Source organism: Acidovorax sp. NN32, from assembly GCF_057597245.1.
The window spans coordinates 1,180,702-1,205,255 of sequence record NZ_CP199679.1; the positions used below are offsets into that span (position 1 = coordinate 1,180,702).

25 protein-coding genes and 2 tRNA genes are annotated in these 24,554 nt (G+C 60.7%); 14 read left to right on the forward strand and 13 right to left on the reverse strand.

The window, feature by feature from the left end:
- Positions 1-27: 27 nt before the first annotated feature.
- The 3 genes from ACT89O_RS05460 to ACT89O_RS05470 all read left to right on the forward strand — a co-directional run bounded on the left by ACT89O_RS05460 (position 28) and on the right by ACT89O_RS05470 (position 1,366).
- Complete coding sequence (locus tag ACT89O_RS05460; RefSeq protein WP_007854512.1) at positions 28-639, forward strand: glutathione S-transferase N-terminal domain-containing protein; 612 nt, start codon at positions 28-30, stop codon at positions 637-639.
- Positions 640-687: 48 nt separating this feature from the next.
- A complete protein-coding gene (locus ACT89O_RS05465) occupies positions 688-1,239 on the forward strand; it encodes a ClpXP protease specificity-enhancing factor (protein WP_487262044.1) in 552 nt (183 codons plus the stop codon).
- A 51-nt stretch (positions 1,240-1,290) separates the two neighbouring features.
- Positions 1,291-1,366 (forward strand) — tRNA-Thr (locus ACT89O_RS05470).
- 46 nt (positions 1,367-1,412) lie between these two features.
- On the opposite strand, the gene ACT89O_RS05475 is transcribed toward ACT89O_RS05470, so the two are convergent.
- A complete protein-coding gene (locus ACT89O_RS05475; RefSeq protein WP_055399197.1) occupies positions 1,413-1,712 on the reverse strand; it encodes a hypothetical protein in 300 nt (99 codons plus the stop codon).
- A gap of 31 nt (positions 1,713-1,743) precedes the next feature.
- Here ACT89O_RS05475 and ACT89O_RS05480 point away from each other — a divergent pair, with 31 nt between their 5' ends.
- The 5 genes from ACT89O_RS05480 to ACT89O_RS05500 all read left to right on the forward strand — a co-directional run bounded on the left by ACT89O_RS05480 (position 1,744) and on the right by ACT89O_RS05500 (position 8,334).
- Positions 1,744-2,727 carry a M23 family metallopeptidase gene (locus ACT89O_RS05480; protein ID WP_487262045.1) on the forward strand — a complete coding sequence of 328 codons (984 nt, stop codon included), beginning with the start codon at positions 1,744-1,746 and terminating at the stop codon, positions 2,725-2,727.
- 137 nt (positions 2,728-2,864) lie between these two features.
- On the forward strand, positions 2,865-5,618 hold the full coding sequence (gene secA / locus ACT89O_RS05485; protein WP_218298712.1) for a preprotein translocase subunit SecA: 2,754 nt from the start codon (positions 2,865-2,867) through the stop codon (positions 5,616-5,618).
- A 95-nt stretch (positions 5,619-5,713) separates the two neighbouring features.
- Positions 5,714-6,943, forward strand: a complete 1,230-nt coding sequence (gene argJ, locus ACT89O_RS05490) for a bifunctional glutamate N-acetyltransferase/amino-acid acetyltransferase ArgJ (protein WP_487262046.1) — start codon at positions 5,714-5,716, stop codon at positions 6,941-6,943.
- 55 nt (positions 6,944-6,998) lie between these two features.
- The gene (locus tag ACT89O_RS05495) at positions 6,999-7,871 is read left to right on the forward strand and encodes an ATP-binding protein (protein ID WP_426306582.1); all 873 of its coding nucleotides are present in this window, start codon (positions 6,999-7,001) and stop codon (positions 7,869-7,871) included.
- The gene (locus ACT89O_RS05500) at positions 7,864-8,334 is read left to right on the forward strand and encodes an NUDIX domain-containing protein (RefSeq protein ID WP_487262047.1); all 471 of its coding nucleotides are present in this window, start codon (positions 7,864-7,866) and stop codon (positions 8,332-8,334) included. The genes ACT89O_RS05495 and ACT89O_RS05500 overlap by 8 nt, the downstream gene beginning before the upstream one ends.
- 95 nt (positions 8,335-8,429) lie before the next feature.
- Here ACT89O_RS05500 and ACT89O_RS05505 read toward each other — a convergent pair whose 3' ends face one another.
- The 8 genes from ACT89O_RS05505 to ACT89O_RS05540 all read right to left on the reverse strand — a co-directional run bounded on the left by ACT89O_RS05505 (position 8,430) and on the right by ACT89O_RS05540 (position 15,197).
- Positions 8,430-8,648 (reverse strand): DNA gyrase inhibitor YacG, encoded by a 219-nt coding sequence (locus tag ACT89O_RS05505; RefSeq protein WP_218298708.1) that lies wholly within the window; start codon positions 8,646-8,648, stop codon positions 8,430-8,432.
- A gap of 51 nt (positions 8,649-8,699) precedes the next feature.
- Complete coding sequence (gene zapD, locus ACT89O_RS05510) at positions 8,700-9,455, reverse strand: cell division protein ZapD (RefSeq protein WP_055399185.1); 756 nt, start codon at positions 9,453-9,455, stop codon at positions 8,700-8,702.
- 85 nt (positions 9,456-9,540) lie between these two features.
- Complete coding sequence (gene coaE / locus ACT89O_RS05515) at positions 9,541-10,161, reverse strand: dephospho-CoA kinase (RefSeq protein WP_487262048.1); 621 nt, start codon at positions 10,159-10,161, stop codon at positions 9,541-9,543.
- Positions 10,162-10,164: 3 nt separating this feature from the next.
- Positions 10,165-11,043, reverse strand: a complete 879-nt coding sequence (locus ACT89O_RS05520) for a prepilin peptidase (RefSeq protein ID WP_487262049.1) — start codon at positions 11,041-11,043, stop codon at positions 10,165-10,167.
- Entirely contained in the window at positions 11,043-12,260 is a 1,218-nt protein-coding gene (locus ACT89O_RS05525) for a type II secretion system F family protein (protein WP_121507430.1), read from the reverse strand. Before ACT89O_RS05525 ends, ACT89O_RS05520 begins: the two co-directional genes overlap by 1 nt.
- A 17-nt stretch (positions 12,261-12,277) precedes the next feature.
- A complete protein-coding gene (gene pilB, locus ACT89O_RS05530; RefSeq protein ID WP_218298705.1) occupies positions 12,278-14,017 on the reverse strand; it encodes a type IV-A pilus assembly ATPase PilB in 1,740 nt (579 codons plus the stop codon).
- Between the two features lie 133 nt (positions 14,018-14,150).
- Positions 14,151-14,227, reverse strand: a tRNA-Pro gene (locus ACT89O_RS05535).
- Between the two features lie 40 nt (positions 14,228-14,267).
- On the reverse strand, positions 14,268-15,197 hold the full coding sequence (locus tag ACT89O_RS05540) for a polyprenyl synthetase family protein (RefSeq protein WP_487262050.1): 930 nt from the start codon (positions 15,195-15,197) through the stop codon (positions 14,268-14,270).
- 227 nt (positions 15,198-15,424) lie between these two features.
- Here ACT89O_RS05540 and rplU point away from each other — a divergent pair, with 227 nt between their 5' ends.
- On the forward strand, positions 15,425-15,736 hold the full coding sequence (gene rplU / locus ACT89O_RS05545; protein WP_005794184.1) for a 50S ribosomal protein L21: 312 nt from the start codon (positions 15,425-15,427) through the stop codon (positions 15,734-15,736).
- Positions 15,737-15,751: 15 nt separating this feature from the next.
- Positions 15,752-16,009 (forward strand): 50S ribosomal protein L27, encoded by a 258-nt coding sequence (gene rpmA, locus ACT89O_RS05550; RefSeq protein ID WP_008905145.1) that lies wholly within the window; start codon positions 15,752-15,754, stop codon positions 16,007-16,009.
- 3 nt (positions 16,010-16,012) lie between these two features.
- Here the strand turns inward: rpmA and ACT89O_RS05555 are convergent, their stop codons facing one another.
- Positions 16,013-16,312 (reverse strand): hypothetical protein, encoded by a 300-nt coding sequence (locus ACT89O_RS05555; protein ID WP_233559615.1) that lies wholly within the window; start codon positions 16,310-16,312, stop codon positions 16,013-16,015.
- Between ACT89O_RS05555 and cgtA the strand changes: the two genes are divergently transcribed.
- Entirely contained in the window at positions 16,241-17,251 is a 1,011-nt protein-coding gene (gene cgtA / locus ACT89O_RS05560) for an Obg family GTPase CgtA (RefSeq protein WP_487255756.1), read from the forward strand. The two genes, ACT89O_RS05555 and cgtA, sit on opposite strands and share 72 nt — an antisense overlap.
- Positions 17,252-17,343: 92 nt before the next feature.
- A complete protein-coding gene (proB, locus tag ACT89O_RS05565; protein ID WP_121507427.1) occupies positions 17,344-18,483 on the forward strand; it encodes a glutamate 5-kinase in 1,140 nt (379 codons plus the stop codon).
- Positions 18,484-18,596: 113 nt separating this feature from the next.
- Here the strand turns inward: proB and ACT89O_RS05570 are convergent, their stop codons facing one another.
- On the reverse strand, positions 18,597-19,265 hold the full coding sequence (locus ACT89O_RS05570; protein ID WP_055399169.1) for an RNA pyrophosphohydrolase: 669 nt from the start codon (positions 19,263-19,265) through the stop codon (positions 18,597-18,599).
- Between the two features lie 92 nt (positions 19,266-19,357).
- On the opposite strand from ACT89O_RS05570, the gene ACT89O_RS05575 reads away from it, so the two are divergent.
- Both ACT89O_RS05575 and ACT89O_RS05580 read left to right on the forward strand, forming a co-directional pair.
- Entirely contained in the window at positions 19,358-21,100 is a 1,743-nt protein-coding gene (locus ACT89O_RS05575) for a proline--tRNA ligase (RefSeq protein WP_487262051.1), read from the forward strand.
- Positions 21,097-21,798, forward strand: a complete 702-nt coding sequence (locus tag ACT89O_RS05580) for a lytic transglycosylase domain-containing protein (RefSeq protein WP_306553531.1) — start codon at positions 21,097-21,099, stop codon at positions 21,796-21,798. Before ACT89O_RS05575 ends, ACT89O_RS05580 begins: the two co-directional genes overlap by 4 nt.
- Before the next feature lie 135 nt (positions 21,799-21,933).
- Here the strand turns inward: ACT89O_RS05580 and paeA are convergent, their stop codons facing one another.
- Both paeA and ACT89O_RS05590 read right to left on the reverse strand, forming a co-directional pair.
- Positions 21,934-23,292, reverse strand: a complete 1,359-nt coding sequence (paeA, locus tag ACT89O_RS05585; protein WP_487262052.1) for a polyamine export protein PaeA — start codon at positions 23,290-23,292, stop codon at positions 21,934-21,936.
- A 171-nt stretch (positions 23,293-23,463) separates the two neighbouring features.
- The gene (locus tag ACT89O_RS05590; RefSeq protein WP_055399161.1) at positions 23,464-24,471 is read right to left on the reverse strand and encodes an AAA family ATPase; all 1,008 of its coding nucleotides are present in this window, start codon (positions 24,469-24,471) and stop codon (positions 23,464-23,466) included.
- Positions 24,472-24,554 lie beyond the last annotated feature (83 nt).

A 24,554-nucleotide genomic window follows, 5' to 3' on the forward strand; every position in this document is an offset into this window, starting at 1 on the left:
TCTTTTGATTTTTAGGAGCCTCCCACCATGATGGTGCTTTACTCGGGTACGACCTGTCCCTTCTCCCACCGCTGCCGTTTTGTCTTGTTCGAAAAGGGCATGGACTTTGAAATCCGCGATGTGGACCTGTACAACAAGCCCGAAGACATCAGCGTGATGAACCCCTACGGCCAGGTTCCCATTCTGGTCGAGCGCGATCTGATCCTGTACGAGTCGAACATCATCAACGAGTACATCGACGAGCGCTTCCCCCATCCCCAGCTGATGCCCGGCGACCCCGTAGACCGCGCCCGTGTGCGCCTGTTCCTGCTCAACTTCGAGAAGGAGCTGTTCGTGCACGTGAACATCCTGGAGTCGCGCGCGACCAAGGGCAACGAAAAGGCGCTGGAAAAGGCGCGTGCGCACATACGTGACCGCCTGACGCAGCTGGCTCCTGTGTTCCTCAAGAACAAGTACATGCTGGGCGACAACTTCTCCATGCTCGACGTGGCCATTGCCCCGCTGCTGTGGCGCCTCGACTACTATGGCATCGACCTCAGCAAGAATGCAGCTCCGCTGCTCAAGTATGCAGAACGCATCTTCTCGCGCCCTGCGTACATCGAGGCGTTGACCCCATCCGAGAAGGTCATGCGCAAGTAACTTGCGGCCTGCCCCGCTCCCTATCCACAGCAGTTGCCTTTCACCTTCATGACCGCACAGGAATCCACGTCCACACGCCCGTACCTCATTCGTGCCTTGTACGAGTGGTGCACCGACAACGGGCTGACGCCGTATGTGGCGGTGCGTGTCGATGATTCGGTGCAGGTGCCGCGTGAATACGTGAAGGATGGTGAGATCGTCCTGAACATCAGTTTTGATGCGACGAGTGCCTTGCAACTGGGCAACGATTTCATCGAGTTCAAGGCCCGGTTTGGCGGCAAGCCGCGTGAGATCCTCGTGCCGGTGGGGCGGGTGATCGCCATTTATGCCCGTGAAAACGGGCAGGGTATGGCGTTTCCACCCCCGGTGGATGTGCTTGCTGGTGGTGCAGCTGCTGCCGGGGCCATCGCTCCCGTGCTGGCAGAAGCGGTGTCTTCTGAAGATGCTTCTGCTGCAATTGGAGCGCAAACTTCCGAGGACCGCGTGGTGCAGCTGGTATCTGCGGATGACGGCAGGAAAGATGGCGACGAAGGGGGTGACGCGCCGCGACCACCTCCGGCTGCGGGTGGCGCTCGGCCATCGCTCAAGCGGGTGAAATAACCGCCCCTTGTTTTTTTGAGGCTGCTTTTTCCACGATAAAATGCAGCCTTCGCCGGTTTAGCTCAGTTGGTAGAGCACCCGCCTTGTAAGCGGTAGGTCGTCAGTTCGATTCCGACAACCGGCACCAGTTTTCTCCTGTTCCTCCCCGCATTCCCTGATCCTGGCGTTGACCGTCAGGTTTGAACTTTCAGGCGAATCGCGTTAACCTCCCACCCCCGGCTGCGCAAATGCGCCTGCAAAGCAGGCAGCAGTTGGCGTATTTTTGCCGCGGCGGCATTGCTTTTGACCAGCAGGCACCAGGAGTCTCCATCAATGGGGCCGGCCTGGATCGCTGGGCGCAGCGCCGCAGGAATCAGCATTTCAATGGCCTTGAGCCGATCACTGGAGTCGCGTGTCAGCGCTGTGAGCTTGGCCAGCGTGGGAGAGTCCTCGCTGGCTTGCTGCAGGGTGACGGCATAGTGGCGGCGGTTCATGGTGTGCGTCTTCGGGCGTGGAGAATTCGTAGTGCATCTGATTATCACGGACGCCAGGCTGGCGCGCAGCCGGGCCATTCACTTGTCGGGCACCCGCCTGATCCTGGCAGGGCTCTTGCTGTCGCTGTGCCTCATGCTGGTGGCTGCGACGCTGTACCACTGGGTGTTTCTCAAGGGCGCGCGTGAAGGCTGGCCGATTGTGGGGTCATTGGTACGGCTGGTCGTCAAGGACGAGTTTGCCGAGCGGGACCGTTTCATGCGTGCCAATCTGGATGCCATGGCCCGCCGCGTTGGCGAGATGCAGGCCCGCATGGTGCAGCTGGAATCCTTGGGCGACCGCGTGCTGGGCCTTGCAGGCATGGCGCCAGCCGATGTCCAGAAGTCCGATGGTCGTGGAGGGGTGTTGGTCAGTGCACGCAATCTCTCCATGGAGGAACTGCAATCCACCCTTGACGAGCTGGAGCGCCTGACCAACCAGCGTGTGGATTTGATGACCGTGCTCGAATCGCGCCTTTTTGATCAGCACATCCGCAAGAAGATGATTCCTACCCATGCACCTGTCACCGGACGGGTGCCGGGCTCGGCGTTTGGCTGGCGCGTAGACCCAATCACCGGCCAGTCGGCCTTGCACACGGGCCTGGATTTTCAGGCAGATACCGGAACACCGATCCTGGCAGCTGCGGGGGGTGTAGTCGTGACGCAGGAATACCATCCGGCTTACGGCAACATGATCGAGGTGGACCACGGCAACCAGCTGGTCACGCGCTACGCCCACGCATCGCGCACCTTGGTCAAGCAGGGCGACATCGTGCGCCGTGGCCAGAAGATTGCCGAAGTGGGAACCACAGGGCGTTCCACCGGTCCCCATCTTCACTTTGAGGTGCTGGTGCAAGGGGTTTTCCAGGACCCACAGAAGTTTCTCAGCGCTGGCGGCACGGCTGCGGGTGCGCAGGTTGCGGCGATCCAGCCGCACGCATCGCCCGGCCAGCCGGCCACACTTGCAGCGGGCAGGTAAAATCGCGGGTCCGGTGTTCACGGCCCGGGATTGCAGTGCTTGCAATCCTTGGTGATGGACCCACCTGAACTCAATTCATCTTAGGGATTTCGGTCGCTTGACGCGCTGCTTGCAGCGGGGCAGGCGGTCCTGTTCGCATGGCCACCAACTTCCTCACCAAACTATTCGGCAGCCGCAATGACCGGCTCCTCAAGCAGTACCGCAAGACGGTGACCCGCATCAATGCGATGGAGCCCGACTACGAGAAGCTGTCGGACGAGCAGCTCAAGGCCAAGACGCAGGAGTTCAAGGAGCGTGTGGCCAAGGGCGAATCGCTGGATGACATCCTGCCCGAAGCCTTTGCCGTGGTGCGCGAGGGCTCCAAGCGCATCATGAAGATGCGGCACTTTGATGTGCAGCTGCTGGGTGGCATGGCATTGCATTTTGGCAAGATCTCCGAAATGCGGACGGGTGAGGGCAAGACCCTCACTGCCACCTTGCCCGTGTACCTCAATGCCCTGTCGGGCAAGGGTGTGCATGTGGTGACCGTGAACGACTACCTCGCCAACCGCGATGCGCAGTGGATGGGGCGCCTGTACAACTTCCTGGGCCTCACGGTGGGCATCAACCTGCCCAACATGCCGCGCGAGCAAAAGCAGGAAGCCTACCGAGCTGATATCACTTACGGTACCAACAACGAATACGGCTTTGACTACCTGCGCGACAACATGGTCTACGAAGCGCAGGACCGCGTGCAGCAAGGCCTGAACTTCGCCATCGTCGATGAGGTGGACTCGATCCTGATCGACGAAGCCCGCACACCGCTGATCATCAGCGGCCAGGCCGAAGACCATACGGCGATGTACATCGCCATGAACAAGGTGGTGCCCCTGCTGGTGCGCCAGGAAGGCGAAGCCGACCCGCGCACGGGTGAAGGCGTGACCAAGCCTGGCGACTTCACGCTGGACGAGAAGACGCACCAGGTGTTCCTGACAGAACAGGGCCACGAGAGCGCTGAGCGCATCCTGGCCAGCCAGGGCCTGATTGCCGAGGGGGCCTCGGTGTACGACCCGGCCAACATCACGCTGATGCACCACCTGTATGCCGCGCTGCGTGCCAACCACCTCTACCACCGCGACCAGCACTATGTGGTGCAAAACGGTGAGATCGTGATCGTGGACGAGTTCACCGGCCGCCTGATGTCGGGCCGCCGCTGGAGCGAAGGCCTGCACCAGGCCGTGGAAGCCAAGGAAGGCGTGAACATCCAGGCCGAAAACCAGACGCTGGCTTCGATCACCTTCCAGAACTATTTCCGCCTGTACAACAAGCTCGCCGGCATGACCGGCACGGCCGATACCGAGGCTTACGAGTTCCAGGAAATCTACGGCCTGGAAACCGTGGTCATCCCGCCGAACCGCCCCAGCCGCCGCGACGACCAGCTGGACCGCGTCTACAAGACCACGCGCGAGAAGTACGAAGCCGCCATCAAGGACATCCGTGAATGCCACGAGCGCGGCCAGCCCGTTCTGGTGGGCACCACGTCGATCGAGAACTCTGAAATCATCGACCAGCTCCTGAACAAGGAAGGCCTGCCGCACCAGGTGCTGAACGCCAAGCAGCATGCACGGGAGGCGGACATCGTGGCCCAGGCAGGCCGTGCGGGCATGATCACCATCGCGACCAACATGGCCGGTCGCGGGACCGACATCGTGCTGGGTGGCAACATTGAAAAGGATGTGGCGGCCATCGAGGCCGACGAGTCCTTGTCTGAAACGGAGCGCGCTGCCAAGGTGGCGGCGTTGCGCGAGCAGTGGAAGATCGATCACGAGAAGGTCAAGGAACTGGGTGGCTTGCGCATCATTGCGACCGAGCGCCATGAGTCCCGCCGCATCGACAACCAGCTGCGCGGCCGCTCGGGCCGTCAGGGCGACCCGGGCTCGTCGCGTTTCTACCTGAGCCTGGACGATTCCCTGATGCGCATCTTCGCGGGCGACCGCGTCAAGGCCATCATGGACCGCCTGAAGATGCCCGATGGCGAAGCCATCGAAGCCGGCATCGTGACGCGAAGCATCGAGTCGGCCCAGCGCAAGGTGGAAGCCCGCAACTTCGACATCCGCAAACAGCTGCTGGAATACGACGATGTGTCCAACGACCAGCGCAAGGTGATCTACCAGCAGCGCAACGACATCCTGGATGCTGCCGACCTGTCGGACGTGATCGCTGCCATGCGCGAAGACTGCATGACCGATCTGGTGCGCCAGTATGTGCCCGCCGAATCGGTGGAAGAGCAGTGGGACCTCGCCGCGCTGGAGAAGGTGCTGGCCGAAGAATGGCAGGTGTCGATTGCCTTGCAGCAGGTGGTGCAGGGCGCCAGCGCCATCACCGACGATGAAATCCTGGAGAAGGTGCTGGCCGCTGCCCATGCCTCGTTTGACGCCAAGGTGGCGCAGGTTGGGCGCGAGAACTTCACGCAGTTCGAGCGCATGGTGCTGCTGCAGAGCTTCGACTCCAATTGGCGCGACCACCTCTCCGCACTGGACTATCTGCGCCAGGGCATTCACCTGCGTGGCTATGCGCAGAAGCAACCCAAGCAGGAATACAAGCGCGAGGCCTTCGAACTGTTCCGCCAGCTGATCGACCAGGTCAAGAACGAAGTCACCAAGATCCTCATGACTGTGCAGGTGCAGTCGCAGGAGCAGCTGGACCAGGCCGCACAAGAGATGGAAAGCCGCGGCGAAAGCATTGCCAACGTGACCTATACCGCGCCGACCGAAACGGGCGAGGTCGAAACTACGGTGGATGCGCAGGCGCAGGACTTGGCGCTGCCGGAGGGCATGCGTGTGGGCCGCAACGATCCTTGCCCTTGTGGCAGCGGCAAGAAGTACAAGCAGTGCCACGGCAAGCTCGCCTGATTTCCTGATCCACACAACACGGGCTTCGGCCCGTGTTTTCATTGGCGTGCCACAGTTTTCCGGATAATCGGCCGCAGTTTTTCAGAAGGACCCCCATGCCCGTCAATCTAGTTGCCCCCGTTGCCGCTGATCTGCACCCGATTGCTGGAGTGCGCATTGGCGTTGCCGAAGCTGGTGTGCGCAAAGCCAACCGCAAGGATCTCACCGTGTTCCTGCTGGATGAGGGCGCCAGCGTGGCGGGCGTGTTCACGCAGAACCGTTTTTGCGCGGCGCCGGTGCAGATCAGCCGCGATCACCTTGCCAGCGGACAGCCCATCCGTGCCATGCTGATCAACACCGGCAATGCCAACGCTGGCACGGGCGCTGATGGCCTGGCGCGTGCGCGCGCCACGTGCGTTGCCCTCGCGCGCCAGCTCAGCGTAGCGCCCGAGCAGATCCTGCCGTTTTCCACCGGCGTGATCATGGAGCCGCTGCCCAACGACCGCATCGAGGCAGGCCTGCCCGCCGCCATTGCCGACGCGCAGCCGGGCCACTGGGCGCGCGCCGCAGAAGGCATCATGACCACGGACACCTTGCCCAAGGCCTTTTCTGCCCAAGTGCAGATTGGTGGTGCCACCGTGTCCATCACCGGCATCAGCAAGGGCGCGGGCATGATCCGGCCCAACATGGCCACCATGCTCGGCTTCATGGCCACGGACGCCTGCGTGGCCCCTGTCGTCATGCAGCAGCTGGCCCGCGAGCTGGCCGATGGCTCGTTCAACCGCGTCACCATCGATGGCGACACCTCCACCAACGATTCGTTTGTGGTGGTGGCGACCAACAAGGCCGCGCATGCGCCCATTACGTCTCTGGCAAGCGCCGAGGGCCAAGCCCTCAAGGCCGCCATGCTGGCGGTATCGCAAAAGCTCGCCCAGGCCATTGTGCGCGACGGCGAAGGCGCTACCAAGTTCATCACCGTGCAGGTAGAAGGTGGCAAGACCGGCGAAGAGTGCCGCAAGGTGGCCTACGCCATCGCCCATTCGCCTTTGGTCAAAACCGCGTTCTATGCCAGCGACCCAAACCTGGGCCGCATCCTCGCGGCCGTGGGCTACGCGGGCATTGACGACCTCGACCAGACCGGTATCGATCTCTACCTGGACGACGTACACGTAGCCATTCAGGGCGGACGCAACCCCGCCTACCGCGAGGAAGACGGCCAGCGCGTGATGAAGCAAAGCGAGATCACAGTGCGTGTGCTGCTGGGCCGGGGCGAGGCCTCCGACACGGTGTGGACCTGCGATTTCAGCCACGAATACGTCACGATCAATGCGGACTATCGTTCGTAAAAATGCTCCTATTTTGATAGCTTTTGGCGCTTGATAGATAAGCGCTAGGCCCGAAATGAATCAAAAATTTGAACATCTGATCGAGCGGGCCGAGCAACTGATCGCCCGCATCGAGTCTGTGCTGCCCCAGCCCCTGGGAGCGCCGGACTGGTCTTTGTCCATCGCCTGGCGTTACCGCAAGCGCAGCAGTGGCCACGGCACCCTGGAGCCCGTGCGCCATGTGGCCGCGATGCAGCTGGCGGATCTCAAAGAGATCGACGGACAAAAGGAAAAGATCCAGCGCAACACCGAGCAGTTTGTGTTGGGCAAGCCCGCCAACAACGTGCTGCTAACCGGTGCACGTGGAACCGGCAAGTCATCGCTCATCAAGGCCTGCCTGAATGCGTACGCCGGGCAGGGTCTGCGGCTGATCGAGGTGGACAAGGCGGACCTGGTCGACCTGCCGGATATCGTGGATGTGGTGGCTGACCGGCCCGAGAAATTCATCATCTTTTGCGATGACCTGAGCTTTGAAGACGGCGAGCCAGGCTACAAGGCGCTCAAGTCGATCCTGGATGGATCGGTGGCCGCCTCCACGCCCAATGTGCTGATCTACGCCACCAGCAACCGGCGCCACCTGTTGCCCGAATACATGGCTGAAAACCTCACGTACACCCACACCGCTGATGGCGAAGTGCACCCCGGTGAAGTGGTGGAGGAGAAGATTTCGCTGTCTGAGCGGTTTGGCCTGTGGGTGAGCTTCTACCCCTTCAGCCAGGAGGAGTACCTGACCATCGTCGCCCAGTGGCTGGCCTCCTTCGGGGTCTCTGGCGCCGCGATTGCAGCGGCCCGGCCCGAGGCGCTGGTCTGGGCGCTGGAGCGCGGCTCGCGCAGTGGCCGCGTGGCCTACCAGTTTGCGCGTGACTATGCGGGGCGCCACGATGGTTGATTCTGTTGCCAAATCCGCTGCTGCGCCTGCAACACCGGCCGCGACAACGGCGCGCAAGCACACCGAGGTGGCTGTCGGTATCCTCTTGCGGGCCGATGGCGCGATGTTGCTCTCCACACGCCCGCCGGGAAAGCCTTATGCCGGATATTGGGAGTTTCCGGGCGGCAAGGTCGAAGCGGGCGAAACTGTGGAGCAGGCGCTGCGCAGAGAGCTGGTGGAAGAGCTGGGCGTGACCATCGGCGCTGCCAGTGTCTGGAAAGTCACGGAACACGACTACCCACATGCCCTGGTGCGCTTGCACTGGTGCAAGGTCTGGGAATGGACGGGCGAGTTCGAAATGCGCGAGGGGCAGACCATGGAGTGGCAGCAGATGCCACTGACGGTGTCACCGGTGCTGCCCGGTGCCTACCCGGTGCTGCAGTGGCTCGCTGAAGAGCGTGGCCTGGAACATTCGCCGGAGTGACTTTCGTTTGCTGCTGAATTGATAGCTACTAACGCTTCACTGGTAAGCGCTAGAGCCCAATTTTGTTTGAAATCCTGGGCAATTCCCAGTCGAGGTCAGTGCTGCAGGCGAGGATCGCCATAAGGTTCGTCGGCGGGTGGAGCCTCTGCAGGCATGCGGAAGTCCTCGCTGGCCCAGGCGCCGAGGTCGATCTGCTTGCACCGCTCGCTGCAGAATGGGCGGTACACATTGGTGGGGCTGTAGACACTGTCACCGCCACAACTGGGGCAGGTGACGATGCGTGCTCGTGGTTGGGTGTGCGTAGAGTTGGCCATGCTCGTCGTCGTTCTCAATGTCCTTGCCTGCTGCCTATCCGGCGCCGCAGCTTACGCGCACAGGGTCAGCTCGAAGGCCGCATCTTCATTGCTTGCGTGCAGGCGCCCATCACTTTCCAGGCGCATGAGCCGCACCGAGACGATCAGGCGGTTGCCACTGATCTCGGGAATCAGGTTCAGGGCCGGGTCAATGCGCAGACGCAGCAACTGGAATGTGCGGCCCTGCGGCAGGTTCTGCTGAAATTGACCGCGCTCTGCTGCCACCTTCTGGGGAACGCCAGAGTCGCGCAGCAGCTTGAGCAACACATAGATGGATTCGGCCAGCGGGGCCAGGGTCGATGCCCACTCTTCGAGGGCCTGCTGGCGCACACCCGGTTCATGGTGCTGCCACGCGTAATACGCAGGCAAATCGAACCCGCAGGTGCCACCGGGAATGCCCACCCGGCTGCGGATGCTCATCAGCCAGTCGTTTTCGGTGAGCAAGTGTCCGGACTTGCCTGATTGGGTGTTGAGAGCTGTGAAACAACGGTCGAGCTGGGCAATGACTGCGTCAAGGGCCGCTTCGGAGATCGAGGGATTGCCACGGTAGCTATCGAGCTGGTGCTTGTGCTTCTCGATGTCCTTGAGCACATCCGACTTGAGGTCGGCCCGTGCCGCCACATCCATGATTTCGAAGATGGTTACCAGCGCAAAGTGGTGGTCGAGCGCGTGGGAGCGGGGAATCAGTTCTCCCAACCGGCGGAACAACTGCTCAAGCCGCAGATAGGTTCTGAGACGCTCGTTAAAGGGATATTCGTAAAGGATCACGCTGGCGGGTTCCTGGGGGCTCAGGGAGTATTCTGACGCCGGTGGCGCACGGCATGGGGTGAAAGCACAAACGGTTTCGTTCGCATCATAGCCCGAACAGCGTGGCCACTTGCTGGGTCTGCAGGCGCAGGTCCTCTAGCGAGCAATCCATGTCGTTGGCAATCACCGCATCTGCCACGGCGCGGCGCGCCGTGCGGCTTGCCTGCGAGGCGATGATGCCTTGCACCACCTCTCGCGCCAGGCCGCTGCGTTGCATGACCCGCTTGATCTGCGTTTCTGCAGAGCAATCCACCACCACGACAGCATCGAGCCTGCGGGCCCACCGGCCGGACTCCGCCAGCAACGGGATGTCAAACACGATCAGGGCATGGCCTTGGTCCGCAGCCTGCTGGGCCTTCGCGTTGCTATGCAGGGTAACCAGAGGGTGCACGATCCCTTCGAGCTGGGCGCGTGCCTCGGGGTGGCTGAAGACCAGAGCACGCATTCGCGCGCGGTCCAGTGCGCCGGAGGCATCCACGAAGTCTGCCCCGAAAGTGGCGCTGATTGCGTCCATGGCAGCTCCTTGCGGGCCTGTCACGTCGCGAGCCAGCTGGTCTGCATCGATCAGGCTGCCTCCCAGCGCGGCGAACATGCCGCCCACGGTGCTCTTTCCGCTGCCAATGCCCCCGGTCAAGCCAAGGCGCAAGGGGCGCCTGCGCGGATTCATCGTTTATAGGCCCAGAAGGTTCAAGACAGCGTTAAGGATAGCGTTGGGGCCAAACACCATGGCGGTAAAACCAGCGCCGACCAGGAAGGGGCCGAAAGGGATGTAGCCGCCTTCACGCAGGCTGCTGAAGACTTTCATCCCGATACCGATGACGGCACCGATGACTGAGGACATCAGGATGATGGGGATCAGCGCCTGCCAGCCAAACCAGGCACCCAATGCGGCAAACAGCTTGAAATCCCCATAGCCCATGCCTTCCTTGCCCGTGGCGAGCTTGAATCCCCAGTAAACCAGCCAGAGCGAAAGATACCCCGCTGCCGCGCCGAGCACGGAGGCATACAAGGGCACGTCAATCCACTGCAGCGCGGAAGCGAGCAGTCCAGCCCACAGCAACGGCAAAGTGATGTCGTCCGGGAGCAGGGTCGTGTCCCAGTCGATGAACGCCAAGGCGACCAAGGCTGCCGAGAACCCGCACCAGACGAGCCCCGTGGGCGTCATCCCCCAGCGCTGGATGCACAGGAAAAAAAGGGCCCCCGTCGCCATCTCAATCAAGGGGTAGCGTACCGAGATCCGCACCTCGCACGCGGAGCAACGCCCACGCAGAAAAAGGTAGCTCAAAACAGGGATGTTCTCATACCACTGGACCATGTGCCCACACGATGGGCAGCGGGAACGGGGAACCATGAGGTTGAACCGCTCCTGTTCAGGAGGTGCGGCACCGGCATCTCCTTGCGCGCTCTGCGCCTGCGCTGCCCGGATTTCCTCAGCCCACTGGCGTTCCATGATTTTGGGAAGGCGATAGATGACCACATTGAGAAAACTACCGATCAGAAGTCCCAATATCCCGCCCAAACTTGCATTCCACCAAACGGGCATCTCCATTACACAACTTGGCCGAGTTTGAAGATTGGGAGGTACATGGAGACGACAATGCCGCCAATCAGCGTACCCAGGAACACGATGATGATGGGCTCCATCAGGCTGGACAAGCCCGCCACCATTTCGTCCACTTCGGCCTCATAGAAATCCGCAGCCTTGCCCAGCATGTGGTCAATGGAACCTGATTCTTCCCCGATGGCGCACATCTGAAGGACCATGGAGGGAAAAATATTTGCGTTGCCCATGGCTGCGGTCAGGCTGGTACCGGTAGAGACTTCCTGCTGGATTTTTTCGGTTGCCATGGAATACACCGAATTGCCCGAAGCACCACCGACGGAGTCCAGAGCTTCAACCAGTGGCACCCCTGCCGCAAACATCGTGGACAGAGTACGCGTCCAGCGCGCAACGCAGGATTTATCGATCAAAGCCCCAAAAATTGGAATCTTCAATAGCACGCGGTCCATGAACATCTGCATCTTCTCATTTCTTTTCCAGGCCTGCATGAAAAAGAAAAAACCTCCACCAATTACACCGAAGATCAACCACCACCATTTTACAAAAATTTCACTAATACCCATCACGAAAAGTGTTGGGGCAGGCAAATCGGCTCCAAACGATGAAAAAACCTCCTTGAATGCAGGAATTACAAAAATCATGATGATCGTAACCACCACAAAGGCAACGATGATCACGGAAATGGGATACATCAAAGCCGATCTAATTTTTGATTTGATGGCCTCCGTTTTTTCCATGTAGGTGGCCAAACGGTCCAACAGGGCTTCCAAAATACCGGCTGCTTCGCCTGCTTCCACAAGGTTGCAGTAGAGGCTATCGAAATACATGGGATGCTTGCGGAATGCAGCATTCAGGGAAGTGCCTGTTTCGACATCTGAGCGGATGTCATTGAGTAGTTTGGTAACACTTGCGTTGGTATTCCCTCGTCCCACAATATCAAACGATTGCAGAAGTGGAACGCCTGCTTTCATCATTGTGGCAAGCTGGCGCGTGAACAAAGCGATGTCTTTGGGCTTTATCTTCTTGCCAGAGCGCATCCGGCGTTTTTTGATTTTTGTGGGAAAAACACCCTGGCGGCGGAGCGTGGCTTGCACCTGGTTCTCGCCAGACGCACGCACCTCGCCCCGCACTATCTTGCCGTGGCGATCTTTGCCTTCCCATTCAAAAACAAAATCCTTGATATCCCGTGATGCAGCGGTTGCCATGCTGGACCCTCTAGTCGTTATTCGTTGGTGACGGCAAGCACTTCTTCCAGTGAAGTGAAGCCCAGTCTTGCCTTGTGCAGGCCGGATTCGCGGAGCGAGCGCACGCCTTCTGCTCTCGCCTGTTCGGCGATTTCTAGTGCACTCCCGTCGCGCAGGATGATACGTTGGATGTCCTCAGAGATCGGCATGACTTGGTAGATGCCGACCCGTCCCTTATATCCGTTGTTACAAGCGGAGCAGCCTACGGGGCGGTACGTGACCCAGCTTCCATCAATTTCTTCTTCTTTGTACCCTGCTTCGAGCAGCGATTCATGCGGTATATCGGCCGGCGCTTTGCAGGTGGGGCACAACCTGCGCGCCAAGCGCTGCGCTGTGATGAGAATAACGCTGGAAGCAATATTGAACGGGGCGATCCCCATATTGCGCATGCGCGTCAAAGTGGTGGGGGCATCATTGGTGTGAAGCGTTGATAACACCAAATGCCCCGTTTGTGCTGCCTTGATGGAAATGTCCGCAGTTTCCAGATCACGGATTTCGCCGACCATGATAATGTCGGGATCTTGCCGCAGAAAGGATTTGAGGGCTACCGCAAAGGTTAGTCCAGCCTTTTCATTCACATTGACCTGGTTAACGCCTGGGAGATTGATTTCGGATGGGTCTTCCGCTGTGGCAATATTGACGCCTGGCTTGTTGAGAAGATTCAGGCAGGTATAAAGGGAAACGGTTTTGCCGGAGCCCGTGGGTCCCGTAACCAAGATCATTCCATAGGGCCGCCCAATGGCTTCGAGCAGGCGCTCTTTCTCCTGGGGCTCATAGCCCAATGCATCAATACCCAGCTTGGCGCTGCTGGGGTCCAGAATACGGATAACAATCTTTTCCCCAAACAAGGTCGGGAGGGTGCTGACCCGGAAATCAATGACTCTGTCCGGGCCCACCTTGAGTTTCATGCGTCCGTCTTGCGGTACCCGCTTTTCAGAAATATCCAAGCGAGAAATCACCTTGATGCGAGATGCAAGCTTATCCTTGATGGCTATTGGTGGGGACGCGATTTCTCGCAATTCACCATCAATCCGAAATCTCACGCGGTATTGATGCTCATAAGGTTCAAAATGCAAATCGGATGCACGCATGTTGAATGCGTCCAGCAGCATTTTGTGCAAGAACTTGACGATGGGTGCATCTTCTACATCAGTAGCCCCGGTGTCGTTGTTGTCTGGTGCCTCTTCGATGGGTGCGTCGTCAAATTCAAAATCACCACCACCACCCGTCAGCGTTTCCAAAGACTCACTGGCCGATTTGGTGGTGGTTTCTACCAGGCGGCTGAGCTTGTCGTACTCCGCAATAATCCAGTCCACCCCCATCTGGGTGGTGAATTTTATTTTTTCAGCTGCTTCCTGGTCCGTAGGGTCTGCAGTCGCAACAATCAGCCGATTATTCCGTTTGCTGAGCACAACAACCCGATATGCTTGGCATATCTTGCCGTCCAGCAGTTCTTTCGGAAGCCGTAACGGATCAATCGCATCCAGATCGAGTAAGGGTGCGCCAAACACAGCCGACACGGTATGGGCCAAGTCGGCAGCTGACACCGCGCCAGAACCGGTCAGTTCGGCAATAAAGCTGGTCCGGCTAGTTTGTGATTTTTTGTAAATGTCCTCTGCTGCCTTTTGGGTCAGCTTGCCAGCAGACATCAGGGCCCTGCCCAATCCGGGGAGGGCCACTGCGGAGGCTTCTTTGGGGGCAGTATCGACAGCGGCCATGTAACCGGAAATATGTTAGGTGTGGAAAAGAAACCATCCTATCATCACCGATCATCTGAAGGCTGTACAGAGATTCGAGATTGGCAACAGCACCACAAAAAGGGCGCTATTGCTGAAAATGCTCTTGTATTTATGGTCGGGGTGAGAGGATTCGAACCTCCGGCCTCTACGTCCCGAACGTAGCGCTCTACCAGGCTAAGCTACACCCCGTGTGCCACGATTGCGCTCAGAAGCTGATGCAATGGGCAGATCAGTTGCGTCTTGTAAGCAACTGTGCAGCCAATTCTAGCAAAGCTGCTGAATATGCGTTGGTTGGTAATTGCGCTGCAGCCGCCATGGCCCGGCGGGCCTCGCCAAAGGCGGCGGCCCGTGTGACTTCTAGTGCGCCGGTCTCGCGGACGATTTGCACGATGTCTGCCAGTTGGTCGGTCGAGCCTTGTTCAATGGCTTGGCGCACGACCTGCGCCTGAATTTCGGTGCCGCGCTCCATGGCGGCGATGAGGGGGAGGGTGGATTTGCCTTCGCGCAGATCGTCCCCCAGGTTTTTCCCCATCTCAGTCGCATCCCCGTCATAGTCGAGGACGTCGTCAATGATCTGGAAAGCGGTGCCCAACGCTTGCCCGTAGGTTGCGCATGCTTCCTCAATTTCAGGCGAGCTCTCGGCGAGTACTGCGCCGAGGCGTGCGCTGGCTTCAAACAGTTTGGCGGTTTTAGAGCGAATGACGCGCAGGTAGCCCGCTTCGTCGAGCGATGCGTCGTGCATGTTCATCAGCTGCAACACCTCACCCTCGGCGATTACGTTGGTGGCCTCCGAGAGTATTTCCATGATCCGCATGCTGCCTGCCTCGACCATCATCTGGAAGGAGCGGGTGTGCAGAAAATCGCCAACAAGCACGCTGGCGGGGTTGCCAAAGGTTTCGTTCGCCGTGGGGCGGCCTCTGCGCAGGGTGGATGCGTCCACGACATCGTCGTGCAGCAGTGTGGCGGTGTGGATCAGTTCCACAACGGCCGCGAGGCCGTGCCGATGTGCGCCCCGATACCCCAGGGCGCCGCAGACCATCAGCAGCAGTGCCGGTCGCAGGCGTTTTCCGCCAGCGGCAATGATGTACTGCGATATCTGGGCCACCAGAGGGACGCTGGACGTCAGGCGCTGACCAATGACCTTGTCGACCTCGTGCATGTCTTGTGCAACGAGCAAGAGAGGGGATGCTGCGGGGGCGGTGTGGTCAGTCAAGATGGTGGTCACAGAAAGAGACCGGATTATAGGAAGCCCCGGAGGCGCTTCGTTGCGACCATCGAGGCGGCGGTGCTGTCGCTGAAAGCGGGGGGTGGTGTGTTGTATTGCAATGCGCTATACTCTTGGGCTCTGCGGAAATTCGTCTGCAGAACTCATATCAAGAGGTCAACATGTACGCGGTCATAAAAACCGGCGGCAAGCAGTATCGCGTTGCTTCCGGCGAAAAAATTAAAGTAGAACAGATTGCTGCGGACGTAGGCCAGGAAATTGTGATCGACCAGGTTCTGGCTGTCGGCAACGGCGCTGAACTGAAGGTTGGTACGCCCCTGGTGTCCGGCGCAACCGTGAAAGCCACTGTCGTGGCCCACGGCAAGCACGACAAGGTGCACATCTTCAAGATGCGCCGTCGCAAGCACTATCAAAAACGCCAAGGCCATCGCCAGCAGTTCACTGAGCTGCAAATCGGTGCGATTGCTGCTTAATCGAAGGAGCTAGTCATGGCACAGAAAAAAGGCGGCGGCTCTACGCGAAACGGACGTGACTCCAAGCCAAAGATGCTGGGTGTCAAGGCGTTCGGTGGTGAACTGATCAGCGCTGGCTCGATCATCGTGCGCCAGCGTGGCACACGTTTCCACCCCGGCAACAATGTCGGCGTGGGCAAGGATCACACCTTGTTCGCCCTGGTGGATGGCCACGTGTCGTTCGGTACCAAGGGTGCGTTGTCCAAGTCCACGGTCAATGTGACTCCTGCCTGAGGTTCATTCCTCCGGTAGCCATCGAAGCCCCGCTTTGCCGGGGCTTTGTTGTTTGGTCTGTACGATGGCGCTCAAGTCGTCGGCAGACGGCGCCTGCAAGGCGTTCCGCAGTTCCGACAGAATCAGGCAGTCTGCTGCCGGCGCTGCGCCCTTTTGTAAACTGGATATCCCATGAAGTTCGTCGATGAAGCCTTTATTGACATTGCCGCCGGTGATGGTGGCAATGGCTGCGTGTCTTTTCGGCACGAAAAGTACAAGGAATTCGGCGGTCCCAACGGTGGGGATGGTGGTCGCGGTGGGCATGTGTTTGCCGTGGCTGATCCGAACCTGAACACCCTGGTGGACTTTCGCTATTCGCGCAGGCACGAGGCCAAGCGGGGCGAGCATGGCATGGGATCGGATATGTTTGGTGCGGCTGGTGCCGACATCACCCTCAAGATGCCGGTCGGCACCATCATCACAGACGCCGAAACGGGCGAGGTGCTCTACGAGCTGCTGAACCCGGGCGAGGTCATCACCATTGCAAAGGGTGGTGATGGCGGCTTTGGCAATATGCGCTTCAAGAGCGCTATCAACCGGGCCCCGCGCCAGAAGACACCGGGCTGGCCCGGCGAGAAGAAGAACCTGAAGCTGGAGTTGAAGGTGCTGGCCGACGTGGGCCTGCTGGGCATGCCCAATGCGGGTAAATCCACCTTCATCACGGCGGTGTCCAACGCCCGCCCCAAGATTGCAGACTACCCCTTTACGACGCTGCACCCCAACTTGGGTGTGGTTCGCGTGGGGCCGGAGCAGAGTTTTGTGGTGGCTGATATTCCCGGTCTCATCGAAGGCGCTTCGGAAGGTGCGGGCCTCGGGCACCAGTTTCTGCGCCATCTGCAGCGCACCCGCCTGCTGCTGCACATTGTGGATCTGGCGCCTTTCGACGATGCGGTGGACCCAGTGGCTCAGGCCAAAGCCATCGTCAACGAGCTCAAGAAGTATGACCAGCAGTTGTACAACAAGCCGCGCTGGCTGGTGCTGAACAAGCTGGACATGGTGCCCACCGAAGGGCGAGAAGCCCGTGTGAAGGATTTCGTCAAGCGCTTTAAGTGGAAGGGGCCGGTGTTTGAGATTTCTGCCCTGACGCGTGAAGGCTGCGAGCCGCTGATCCATGCCATCTTCCGCCATGTGCAGTCCGAACAGCGGGTGGAGAACGAGCCAGTGGAAATTGATCCACGTTTTGCAGGGGATGCGCCAGCCTGATTTGCAGTCACAGTCTGCGTTCTCATTTGCTATATTAATAATAGCTATTGGCGCTTTTTAGATAAGCGCTAGCGGCCAAAAAAACTTAAAAAATGGTTTCCAGCGTATTGCGTGACGCCCGCCGCATCGTGGTCAAGGTGGGCTCCAGTCTTGTGACCAACGAGGGTCGTGGCCTCGACGAAACCGCCATTGGCGAGTGGAGTCGTCAGCTGGCGGCTCTGGTGCGTGGCGATGGCGGGTTGCCGCGCGAGGTTGTGATGGTGTCCAGTGGCGCCATTGCCGAAGGCATGAAGCGCCTGGGCTGGACCACGCGGCCGAACGAAGTTCACGAGCTGCAGGCTGCCGCTGCCGTTGGGCAGATGGGGTTGGCGCAGATGTACGAAACCAAGCTGCGCGAGCAAGGCATGGGCAGCGCGCAGGTGTTGCTCACCCATGCGGACCTTGCCGACCGCGAGCGCTACCTGAATGCGCGCTCGACCCTGCTGACGCTCTTGCGCCTGGGCGTGGTGCCGGTGATCAATGAGAACGACACCGTCGTCAACGACGAAATCAAGTTCGGCGACAACGACACCCTGGGCGCCTTGGTGGCGAACCTGGTCGAGGCCGATGCGCTGATCATCCTCACCGACCAAAAGGGCCTGTACACGGCCGACCCGCGCCGCGATGCGTCCGCGCAGTTTGTGCACGAAGCCAAGGCTGGCGACCCAGCGCTGGAGGCCATGGCCGGTGGTGCGGGTTCCAGCATTGGCAAGGGCGGCATGATCACCAAGATCCTCGCGGCCAAGCGTGCTGCTGGTTCTGGCGCCTCCACGGTCATTGCCTGGGGGCGCGAATCCGATGTGCTGGTTCGCCTCGTTCAAGGGGAGGCGCTGGGTACGCTCCTTGTGGCCCAGACGCAAAAAAAGCAAGCCCGCAAACAGTGGATGGCCGACCACCTTCAATTGCGCGGCTCGGTGGTGGTGGACGCGGGGGCTGCGGCCAAGGTGCGTGATGAAGGCAAGAGTCTGCTGCCTATCGGTATGACGGCTGTGGAGGGTGACTTTTCGCGCGGCGACGTGATTGCCGTGCGCGACGCATCCGGCACCGAAATTGCCCGTGGCCTGGCCAACTATGCTGCGGCCGAAGCCAGAATGTTGTGCCGCAAGCCTTCGACCGAATTCGAAAAGCTTCTGGGTTACGTTGCCGAGCCAGAGATGGTGCATCGAGACAACATGGTGCTGGCCGCCAGCTGACGGCGAAAGCCAGCAGCCAACGTAGCTTCTCAAAGACACCATCAGTCCACCAACAAAAACGCCTGCGATTTGCAGGCGTTTTTCATGGGACTGGCGATCACCTCGCCAATGAATTAACGCGGCGTGGTGACCGCAGGCAGTCCGTCTAGCTCTCCGGGCACACTGTTCTGCGGATCTGGATCGAAACTGGCCCCCGGTGGAAGCTCCATGCCCGGATTGATCAGCATGGACCCCGTCCGAAACATGGTGCCCGCGTGTTCGCCCTCGCGCGTGCGCATGCCACTGCGCAGGTAGCGGTTGCGCTGCTCGTGGCGAGGCAGGAAGCGGGCCAGTTCCGTCAGCGCCATTTCATAGACGCCACGCTTGAATTCGACCACGACATCCAGCGGAACCCAGTAGTCATTCCAGCGCCAGGCGTCGAATTCCGGATGATTGGTGGCACGCAGGTTCAGGTCCCAGTCGTGTCCTACCAGTTGAAGCAGATACCAGATTTGTTTCTGGCCCTTGTAGTGTCCGCGTGCATCGCGGCGGATGTACCGGTCAGGCACCTCATAGCGCAACCAGTCCCGGGTGCGGGCCACCACGCGTACGTGGTTGGGCAATAAGCCCACTTCTTCATGCAGCTCACGGAACATGGCTTGCTCGGGAGTTTCTCCCCGGTCAATGCCACCCTGCGGAAACTGCCAGCTGTGGGTGCGTATACGCTTGCCCCAGAACACCTGGTTTTTCTGGTTGAGCAGGATGATGCCGACGTTCGGCCGAAAGCCGTCCCGGTCAAGCATAATCAAACCCCAAATTTTTAAACTGTGTCCATTATGCACGGCGCCTAGCGCGCAGCAAGTGGACGGCCCCGTTCTGCCTGCAATCGATTCCGATGAAAGCCTCCCAATTCTTTATTTCCACCCTCAAGGAAGCTCCGGCGGATGCCGAAGTGGTCAGCCACAAACTCATGACGCGGGCGGGGCTGATCAAGAAGCTGGGCGCTGGCATCTATAACTACATGCCCATGGGGCTGCGGGTGATCCGCAAGGTGGAAGCCATCGTGCGCGAGGAAATGAACCGTGCAGGCGCCGTGGAACTGACCATGCCCGTAGTCCAGCCTGCTGAGCTGTGGCATGAAACGGGCCGTTTCGACAAGATGGGCCCTGAACTGTTGCGCATTCAGGACCGTCACGGCCGCGACTTCGTGGTGCAGCCCACCAGCGAAGAAGTGATCACTGACATTGCGCGCCAGGAGCTCAAGAGCTACAAGCAGCTGCCGAAGAACTTCTATCAGATCCAGACCAAGTTCCGCGACGAGCGCCGTCCGCGCTTCGGCCTGATGCGCGGACGCGAGTTCATCATGAAGGATGCTTACAGCTTCGACCGTGACCAAGCCTCGGCCAAGGCCAGCTACCAGGTCATGGCGCAGGCTTACCGCCGCATTTTTGACCGCTTTGGCCTGACCTACCGCGCCGTGGCGGCCGACAGTGGTGCCATCGGTGGCGACCTCTCCGAAGAGTTCCAGGTGATCGCTGCCACGGGCGAAGACGCCATCGTCTACTGCCCACAGAGCGACTACGCCGCCAACATGGAAAAAGCCGAAGCGCTGGCCCCTGCCGGCCCACGCGGCGCAGCCACTCAGGAGTTGACCAAAACGGCCACGCCTGGCAAGAGCACTTGCGCCGATGTGGCAGAACTGCTCGGCGTGCCTCTGAACACTACAGTCAAGTCGCTCGTGCTGGCTACAGACGAAACCAACGAAGCCGGCGAAATTGTCAAGACCCAGGTCTGGCTGCTGCTGCTGCGCGGCGACCACGACATGAACGAGATCAAGGTGGGCAAGGTGCCGGGGCTGGCGGGTTTCCGTTTTGCCACGGTGGGCGAAATCGAAGACCATTTCGGCTGCAAGCCCGGTTACCTGGGCCCCATCGGCCTGAAGAAGCCTTTGAAGATCGTGGCCGACCGCGAAGTCGCCCTGATGGCTGACTGGATCTGCGGCGCCAATGAGGTGGACTTCCACATCACCGGCGTGAACTGGGGCCGCGACCTGCCGGAGCCCGACGCCGTGGCCGACCTGCGCAATGTGGTGGCGGGCGACCGCTCGCCCGACGGCAAGGGTGAGCTGGCGATTGAGCGCGGTATTGAAGTGGGTCATGTGTTCTACCTGGGCACCAAATACAGCAAGGACATGAACGCCACCTTCCTTGGTGACGACGGCAGGCCCGCATTTTTTGAAATGGGCTGCTACGGCATTGGCGTCACGCGCTTGCCCGCTGCGGCCATCGAGCAAAACCACGACGAGCGCGGCATCATCTGGCCCGACGCGATTGCCCCTTTCACCGTGGTGGTCTGCCCCGTGGGCATGGACCGCAGCGAAGCCGTCAAGGCCACGGCCGAGCAGCTCTATGCCGATCTGCTGGCTGCGGGTGTGGACGTGATCCTGGATGACCGGGGTGAGCGCCCCGGTGCCATGTTTGCCGACTGGGAACTGATCGGTGTGCCCCACCGCGTGACCATTGGCGACAAGAGCCTCAAAGACGGTGTGGTCGAGTACCAGCACCGCCGCGACCCTGCGGCCACCAAGGTGGCGGTGGCAGACATCCTGGCCCACGTGAAGGGCCGCATGGCGGTATGAACACGGCGCGGCTGGTTTCTGCGGCGGGCAGAGCTCCCGATGATGGGGGCTGTGTCTCCCGGCGCGTGTGCCTGACGGCGCTGTCGGCTCTGTCTGCACCTGCGGCTTGGCTGGCGGCGCCCTCGCTGGCCCATGCGGGCGGGCAGCTGGAAGAGCCCCTGATGGACTCTGTGCGCACCGCCCTCAGTTCGGCCATTGCCAACCAGGCACCGCCAGAGCCCCATTTTTTCACCACCGAAGCCCGCATTCACTACGTGCGCTGGCTCGCCGCCATGAGCGACCGCCTGCGCCGCCGCAAGCCCGAATGGGAGGTCCGTCGCGACTTCCTGCAGACCGCCTGGTACGAATCCAAGCGTGCCGGGCTGGATGTGTCCCTGGTGCTGGGCCTGATCCAGGTGGAGAGTGCGTTCCGCAAATACGCGGTGTCCAGCGTGGGCGCACGTGGTTACATGCAGGTCATGCCCTTCTGGACACGGGTGATTGGGGATGGTGACCCGGGCAAGTTGTTTCACATGCAGACCAATCTGCGCTTTGGTTGTGTGATCTTGCGGCACTACATCGACCGGGAGCGGGGCGACCTGTTCATGGCGCTGGGGCGTTATAACGGCAGCCGCGGGCGTTCACCGTATCCGGACGCCGTGTTTCGCGCACAGCGCAACTGGTTGTTCGCCGAGGGTTCACAGCTGCCCGCTGCCTAGTTTGCTATTGTTTATATAGCTGCTTGCGCTTATCCATCAAGCGCTAAATGCCAATTTGGCTGAATTTCTCAAATTCTGCATGCGGCAACAGGAGTCAGCTCCCGAAAAGCCGATGGAGCCCTTTCGCCCAAAGGCCTAGGTCGAAGTCGGCGCAGCGCTGTCTGCTGGGGAGGCCGGGATGGTGTTGCCGGAACCTGCTGACTGGGCGGTACCGAGGCGAGACACCATGACCTGGTCGATGCGGTAGCTGTCCACGTCCAGCACCTCGAACTTGTAGCCACCCCAGCTCACGCTGTCCGTCCGGCGCGGAACGCGCCGCAGCATCACCATCAGGAACCCGGCCAGGGTTTCGTAGTCGCCCGCGTGGGGCAGCTCGTCCAGCGACAGTGCGCGCAGCACGTCCTCGACCGGTGTGACGCCGTCGATGAGCCACGAGTTTTCATCGCGCCGCACAATCTGCTCTTCATCCGCCGGGCCCACCAGGTCGCCCATCACGGTGCTCATCACATCGTTCAAGGTGACCACGCCCACCACCAGGCTGTATTCATTGACGATGACAGCAAAGTCCTCGTGCACCTGTCGGAACTGCTCCAGCACCTCCGATAGGGTCAGCCGGTCCGGCACGATCAACACTTTGCGCACCAGGCTGTCATCGGCCAACGAAATGGGCTGGTTGTTCAGCACGCGCTGGAACAGGTCCTTGGCATCCACATAGCCCACCACATGGTCGATGTCCCCCTCGCACACGGGGTAGGTGGAGAAAGGCTCGGCCGCAATGCGCAGGCGGATCACGGAGTCCGGCTCGTCGCGCAAGAAGAAGGCCACACGGTCGCGGGGGGACATGGCGCTGGACACCATGCGCGTGTCCAGCTCGAACACATTCGTGATGACCTGCTGCTCGCGGGCGGCCAGAACACCGGCACGCGCACCCGCTTCCATCATCGCCAGGATGTCGTCCGAGGTGATGCGGTCGTCCCGCAGCGACGACATGCCCAGCACCCGGAACAGCGCATCCGCCCCCCGGCTGTAGAACCACACCACAGGGCGCAGCAGCGCCATGCACCAGGCCATGGGCTGCGCCAGCCGCACCACCAGCCGCTCGGGCTCGGCCATGCCCAGGCGCTTGGGGAACAGGTCGGCAAACAGGATGAAAAGGGAGGTGATGACCAGGAACGAGGCGAGAAAGCCCGCCTTCTGCGCGGCTGATTCCGACAGCCACAGGCCGAACAGCGTGGTGAAGTGGGGGCTCAGCGCACCTTCGCCCACGATACCGCCCAGGATGGCCACGGCGTTCTGCCCCACCTGCACCACGGTGAAGTAGTCGCCCGGCTGCTCCTGCATGCGCAGCACCTGGTCCGCCCTGGCATCCCCTTCGTCGGCCATCTGCCGCAGGCGCAGGCGGCGCGCTGCGGCGAGCGAGATCTCGGCCATGGAGAAAAAGGCGCTGGCTGCAATCAGCAGCCCGATGACAAAGAGGCTTTGGGAGAGGGTCATGAATGGCGACGGAGCGTGGCGCTGCGGCACACCGGATGACTGAGTGTATCTGGGCGTTCCGCAGGCACCTACCCCAGGTGTGCACACACCGGGGGGACTGGTGGGCCTTCGGGGTTGGGGCCCCGAAGGCCAGTCCTGCGGGCGAGCGCAGGACTGGCGGCGGGGGCCTTGTTATTGCACGAAACCGATGCGGCTGCGCCCTGACGCCGCCTTGGGCAGATCAGCAATCTCCACGGTGGACCGGCGGTCCAGCCGCGCATTGCCAAAGCCCGTCATCAGCGCACGCCGCATCTCACGGGGGGGCATCTGTGCCAGGTGGTCCAGCACGTCGTCCGTCGGCTCCGGATCCAGCAGGCGGCCCCAGTCGTGCCCTGCGCGGATGCCCTGGTACAGGTTGCGGGCAATGGTGCGCGCCTGCTCCAGCGTGGGCGCCTCCACCTCGAACACGTTCATGCGGTTCAGGATGGGGTCGGGGATGCCGCGCGTGTCGTTGGCGGTGGTGATCCAGATCACCTGGCTGGCGTCGATGGCCACCTCCGCAAACTCATCGGTAAAGCTCTGGGCGGTGTCGTACTCCAGCAAGCTGTACAGCGCGCCCAGCGGGTCGTACTGTGCATCGCTGCTGGCCTTGTCGATCTCGTCCACCACGATCACGGGGTTGGCGTATTCGCCCTCCACCAGCGCCTCGAACACCTTGCCCGGGCGTGCGCCTTTCCATTGTGCGGACGATCCCGACAGCAGCCAGCCTGCGGTCATGGAGCTCATGGGCAAGAGGTTCATGCCCGTGCCCAGCAGCTCGGCCAGGTGGCGCGCAAAGTGGGTCTTGCCGATGCCGGGCGGGCCCAGCAGCAGCATGGGCGTGACCTCCAGGCCATCGCTGCTGTCCTGCGCCAGTGCCACGTGGCGCTTGACGTCGTCCAGCACCTCGGTGAAGTTGGGCAACTGCTCATACAGGCTGGCCATGTCGGGGATGCCCGAGGGCTTGACCTGAAAGCGCTCCGGACCACGCTCCAGCATGCGTTCGTACACGGTGCGCAGGGTTTCGTATTCGCGCTGGTTGCCCGACTCCTGCAACCGTGCGAGCTTGCGCTCGACGTCACCGGGGTGGAACACATTGCGCATCTGGGCCACCGGCAAGCGCAGGGCGGGTGGCTGGGGAACAAGGCTATGGCTGGTCATTGCATGCTCCTGTGATGGTTACGTCACGCAACCATTCAAGCACACAACATGCCCGCTTCAGTACCGGAAAAGCCCCTGATTGG

Coding starts and splice junctions, on each gene's coding strand:
- ACT89O_RS05460 (WP_007854512.1), top strand. CDS start 28: ATGATGGTGCTTTACTCGGGTACGACCTGTCCCTTCTCCCACCGCTGC.
- ACT89O_RS05465 (WP_487262044.1), top strand. CDS start 688: ATGACCGCACAGGAATCCACGTCCACACGCCCGTACCTCATTCGTGCC.
- ACT89O_RS05475 (WP_055399197.1), bottom strand. CDS start 1,712: ATGAACCGCCGCCACTATGCCGTCACCCTGCAGCAAGCCAGCGAGGAC.
- secA (WP_218298712.1), top strand. CDS start 2,865: ATGGCCACCAACTTCCTCACCAAACTATTCGGCAGCCGCAATGACCGG.
- argJ (WP_487262046.1), top strand. CDS start 5,714: ATGCCCGTCAATCTAGTTGCCCCCGTTGCCGCTGATCTGCACCCGATT.
- ACT89O_RS05495 (WP_426306582.1), top strand. CDS start 6,999: ATGAATCAAAAATTTGAACATCTGATCGAGCGGGCCGAGCAACTGATC.
- ACT89O_RS05500 (WP_487262047.1), top strand. CDS start 7,864: ATGGTTGATTCTGTTGCCAAATCCGCTGCTGCGCCTGCAACACCGGCC.
- ACT89O_RS05505 (WP_218298708.1), bottom strand. CDS start 8,648: ATGGCCAACTCTACGCACACCCAACCACGAGCACGCATCGTCACCTGC.
- coaE (WP_487262048.1), bottom strand. CDS start 10,161: ATGAATCCGCGCAGGCGCCCCTTGCGCCTTGGCTTGACCGGGGGCATT.
- ACT89O_RS05520 (WP_487262049.1), bottom strand. CDS start 11,043: ATGGAGATGCCCGTTTGGTGGAATGCAAGTTTGGGCGGGATATTGGGA.
- ACT89O_RS05525 (WP_121507430.1), bottom strand. CDS start 12,260: ATGGCAACCGCTGCATCACGGGATATCAAGGATTTTGTTTTTGAATGG.
- pilB (WP_218298705.1), bottom strand. CDS start 14,017: ATGGCCGCTGTCGATACTGCCCCCAAAGAAGCCTCCGCAGTGGCCCTC.
- ACT89O_RS05540 (WP_487262050.1), bottom strand. CDS start 15,197: ATGCACGAGGTCGACAAGGTCATTGGTCAGCGCCTGACGTCCAGCGTC.
- rplU (WP_005794184.1), top strand. CDS start 15,425: ATGTACGCGGTCATAAAAACCGGCGGCAAGCAGTATCGCGTTGCTTCC.
- rpmA (WP_008905145.1), top strand. CDS start 15,752: ATGGCACAGAAAAAAGGCGGCGGCTCTACGCGAAACGGACGTGACTCC.
- ACT89O_RS05555 (WP_233559615.1), bottom strand. CDS start 16,312: ATGCCCACCGCGACCACCATCCCCACCGTTGGGACCGCCGAATTCCTT.
- proB (WP_121507427.1), top strand. CDS start 17,344: ATGGTTTCCAGCGTATTGCGTGACGCCCGCCGCATCGTGGTCAAGGTG.
- ACT89O_RS05570 (WP_055399169.1), bottom strand. CDS start 19,265: ATGCTTGACCGGGACGGCTTTCGGCCGAACGTCGGCATCATCCTGCTC.
- ACT89O_RS05575 (WP_487262051.1), top strand. CDS start 19,358: ATGAAAGCCTCCCAATTCTTTATTTCCACCCTCAAGGAAGCTCCGGCG.
- ACT89O_RS05580 (WP_306553531.1), top strand. CDS start 21,097: ATGAACACGGCGCGGCTGGTTTCTGCGGCGGGCAGAGCTCCCGATGAT.
- paeA (WP_487262052.1), bottom strand. CDS start 23,292: ATGACCCTCTCCCAAAGCCTCTTTGTCATCGGGCTGCTGATTGCAGCC.
- ACT89O_RS05590 (WP_055399161.1), bottom strand. CDS start 24,471: ATGACCAGCCATAGCCTTGTTCCCCAGCCACCCGCCCTGCGCTTGCCG.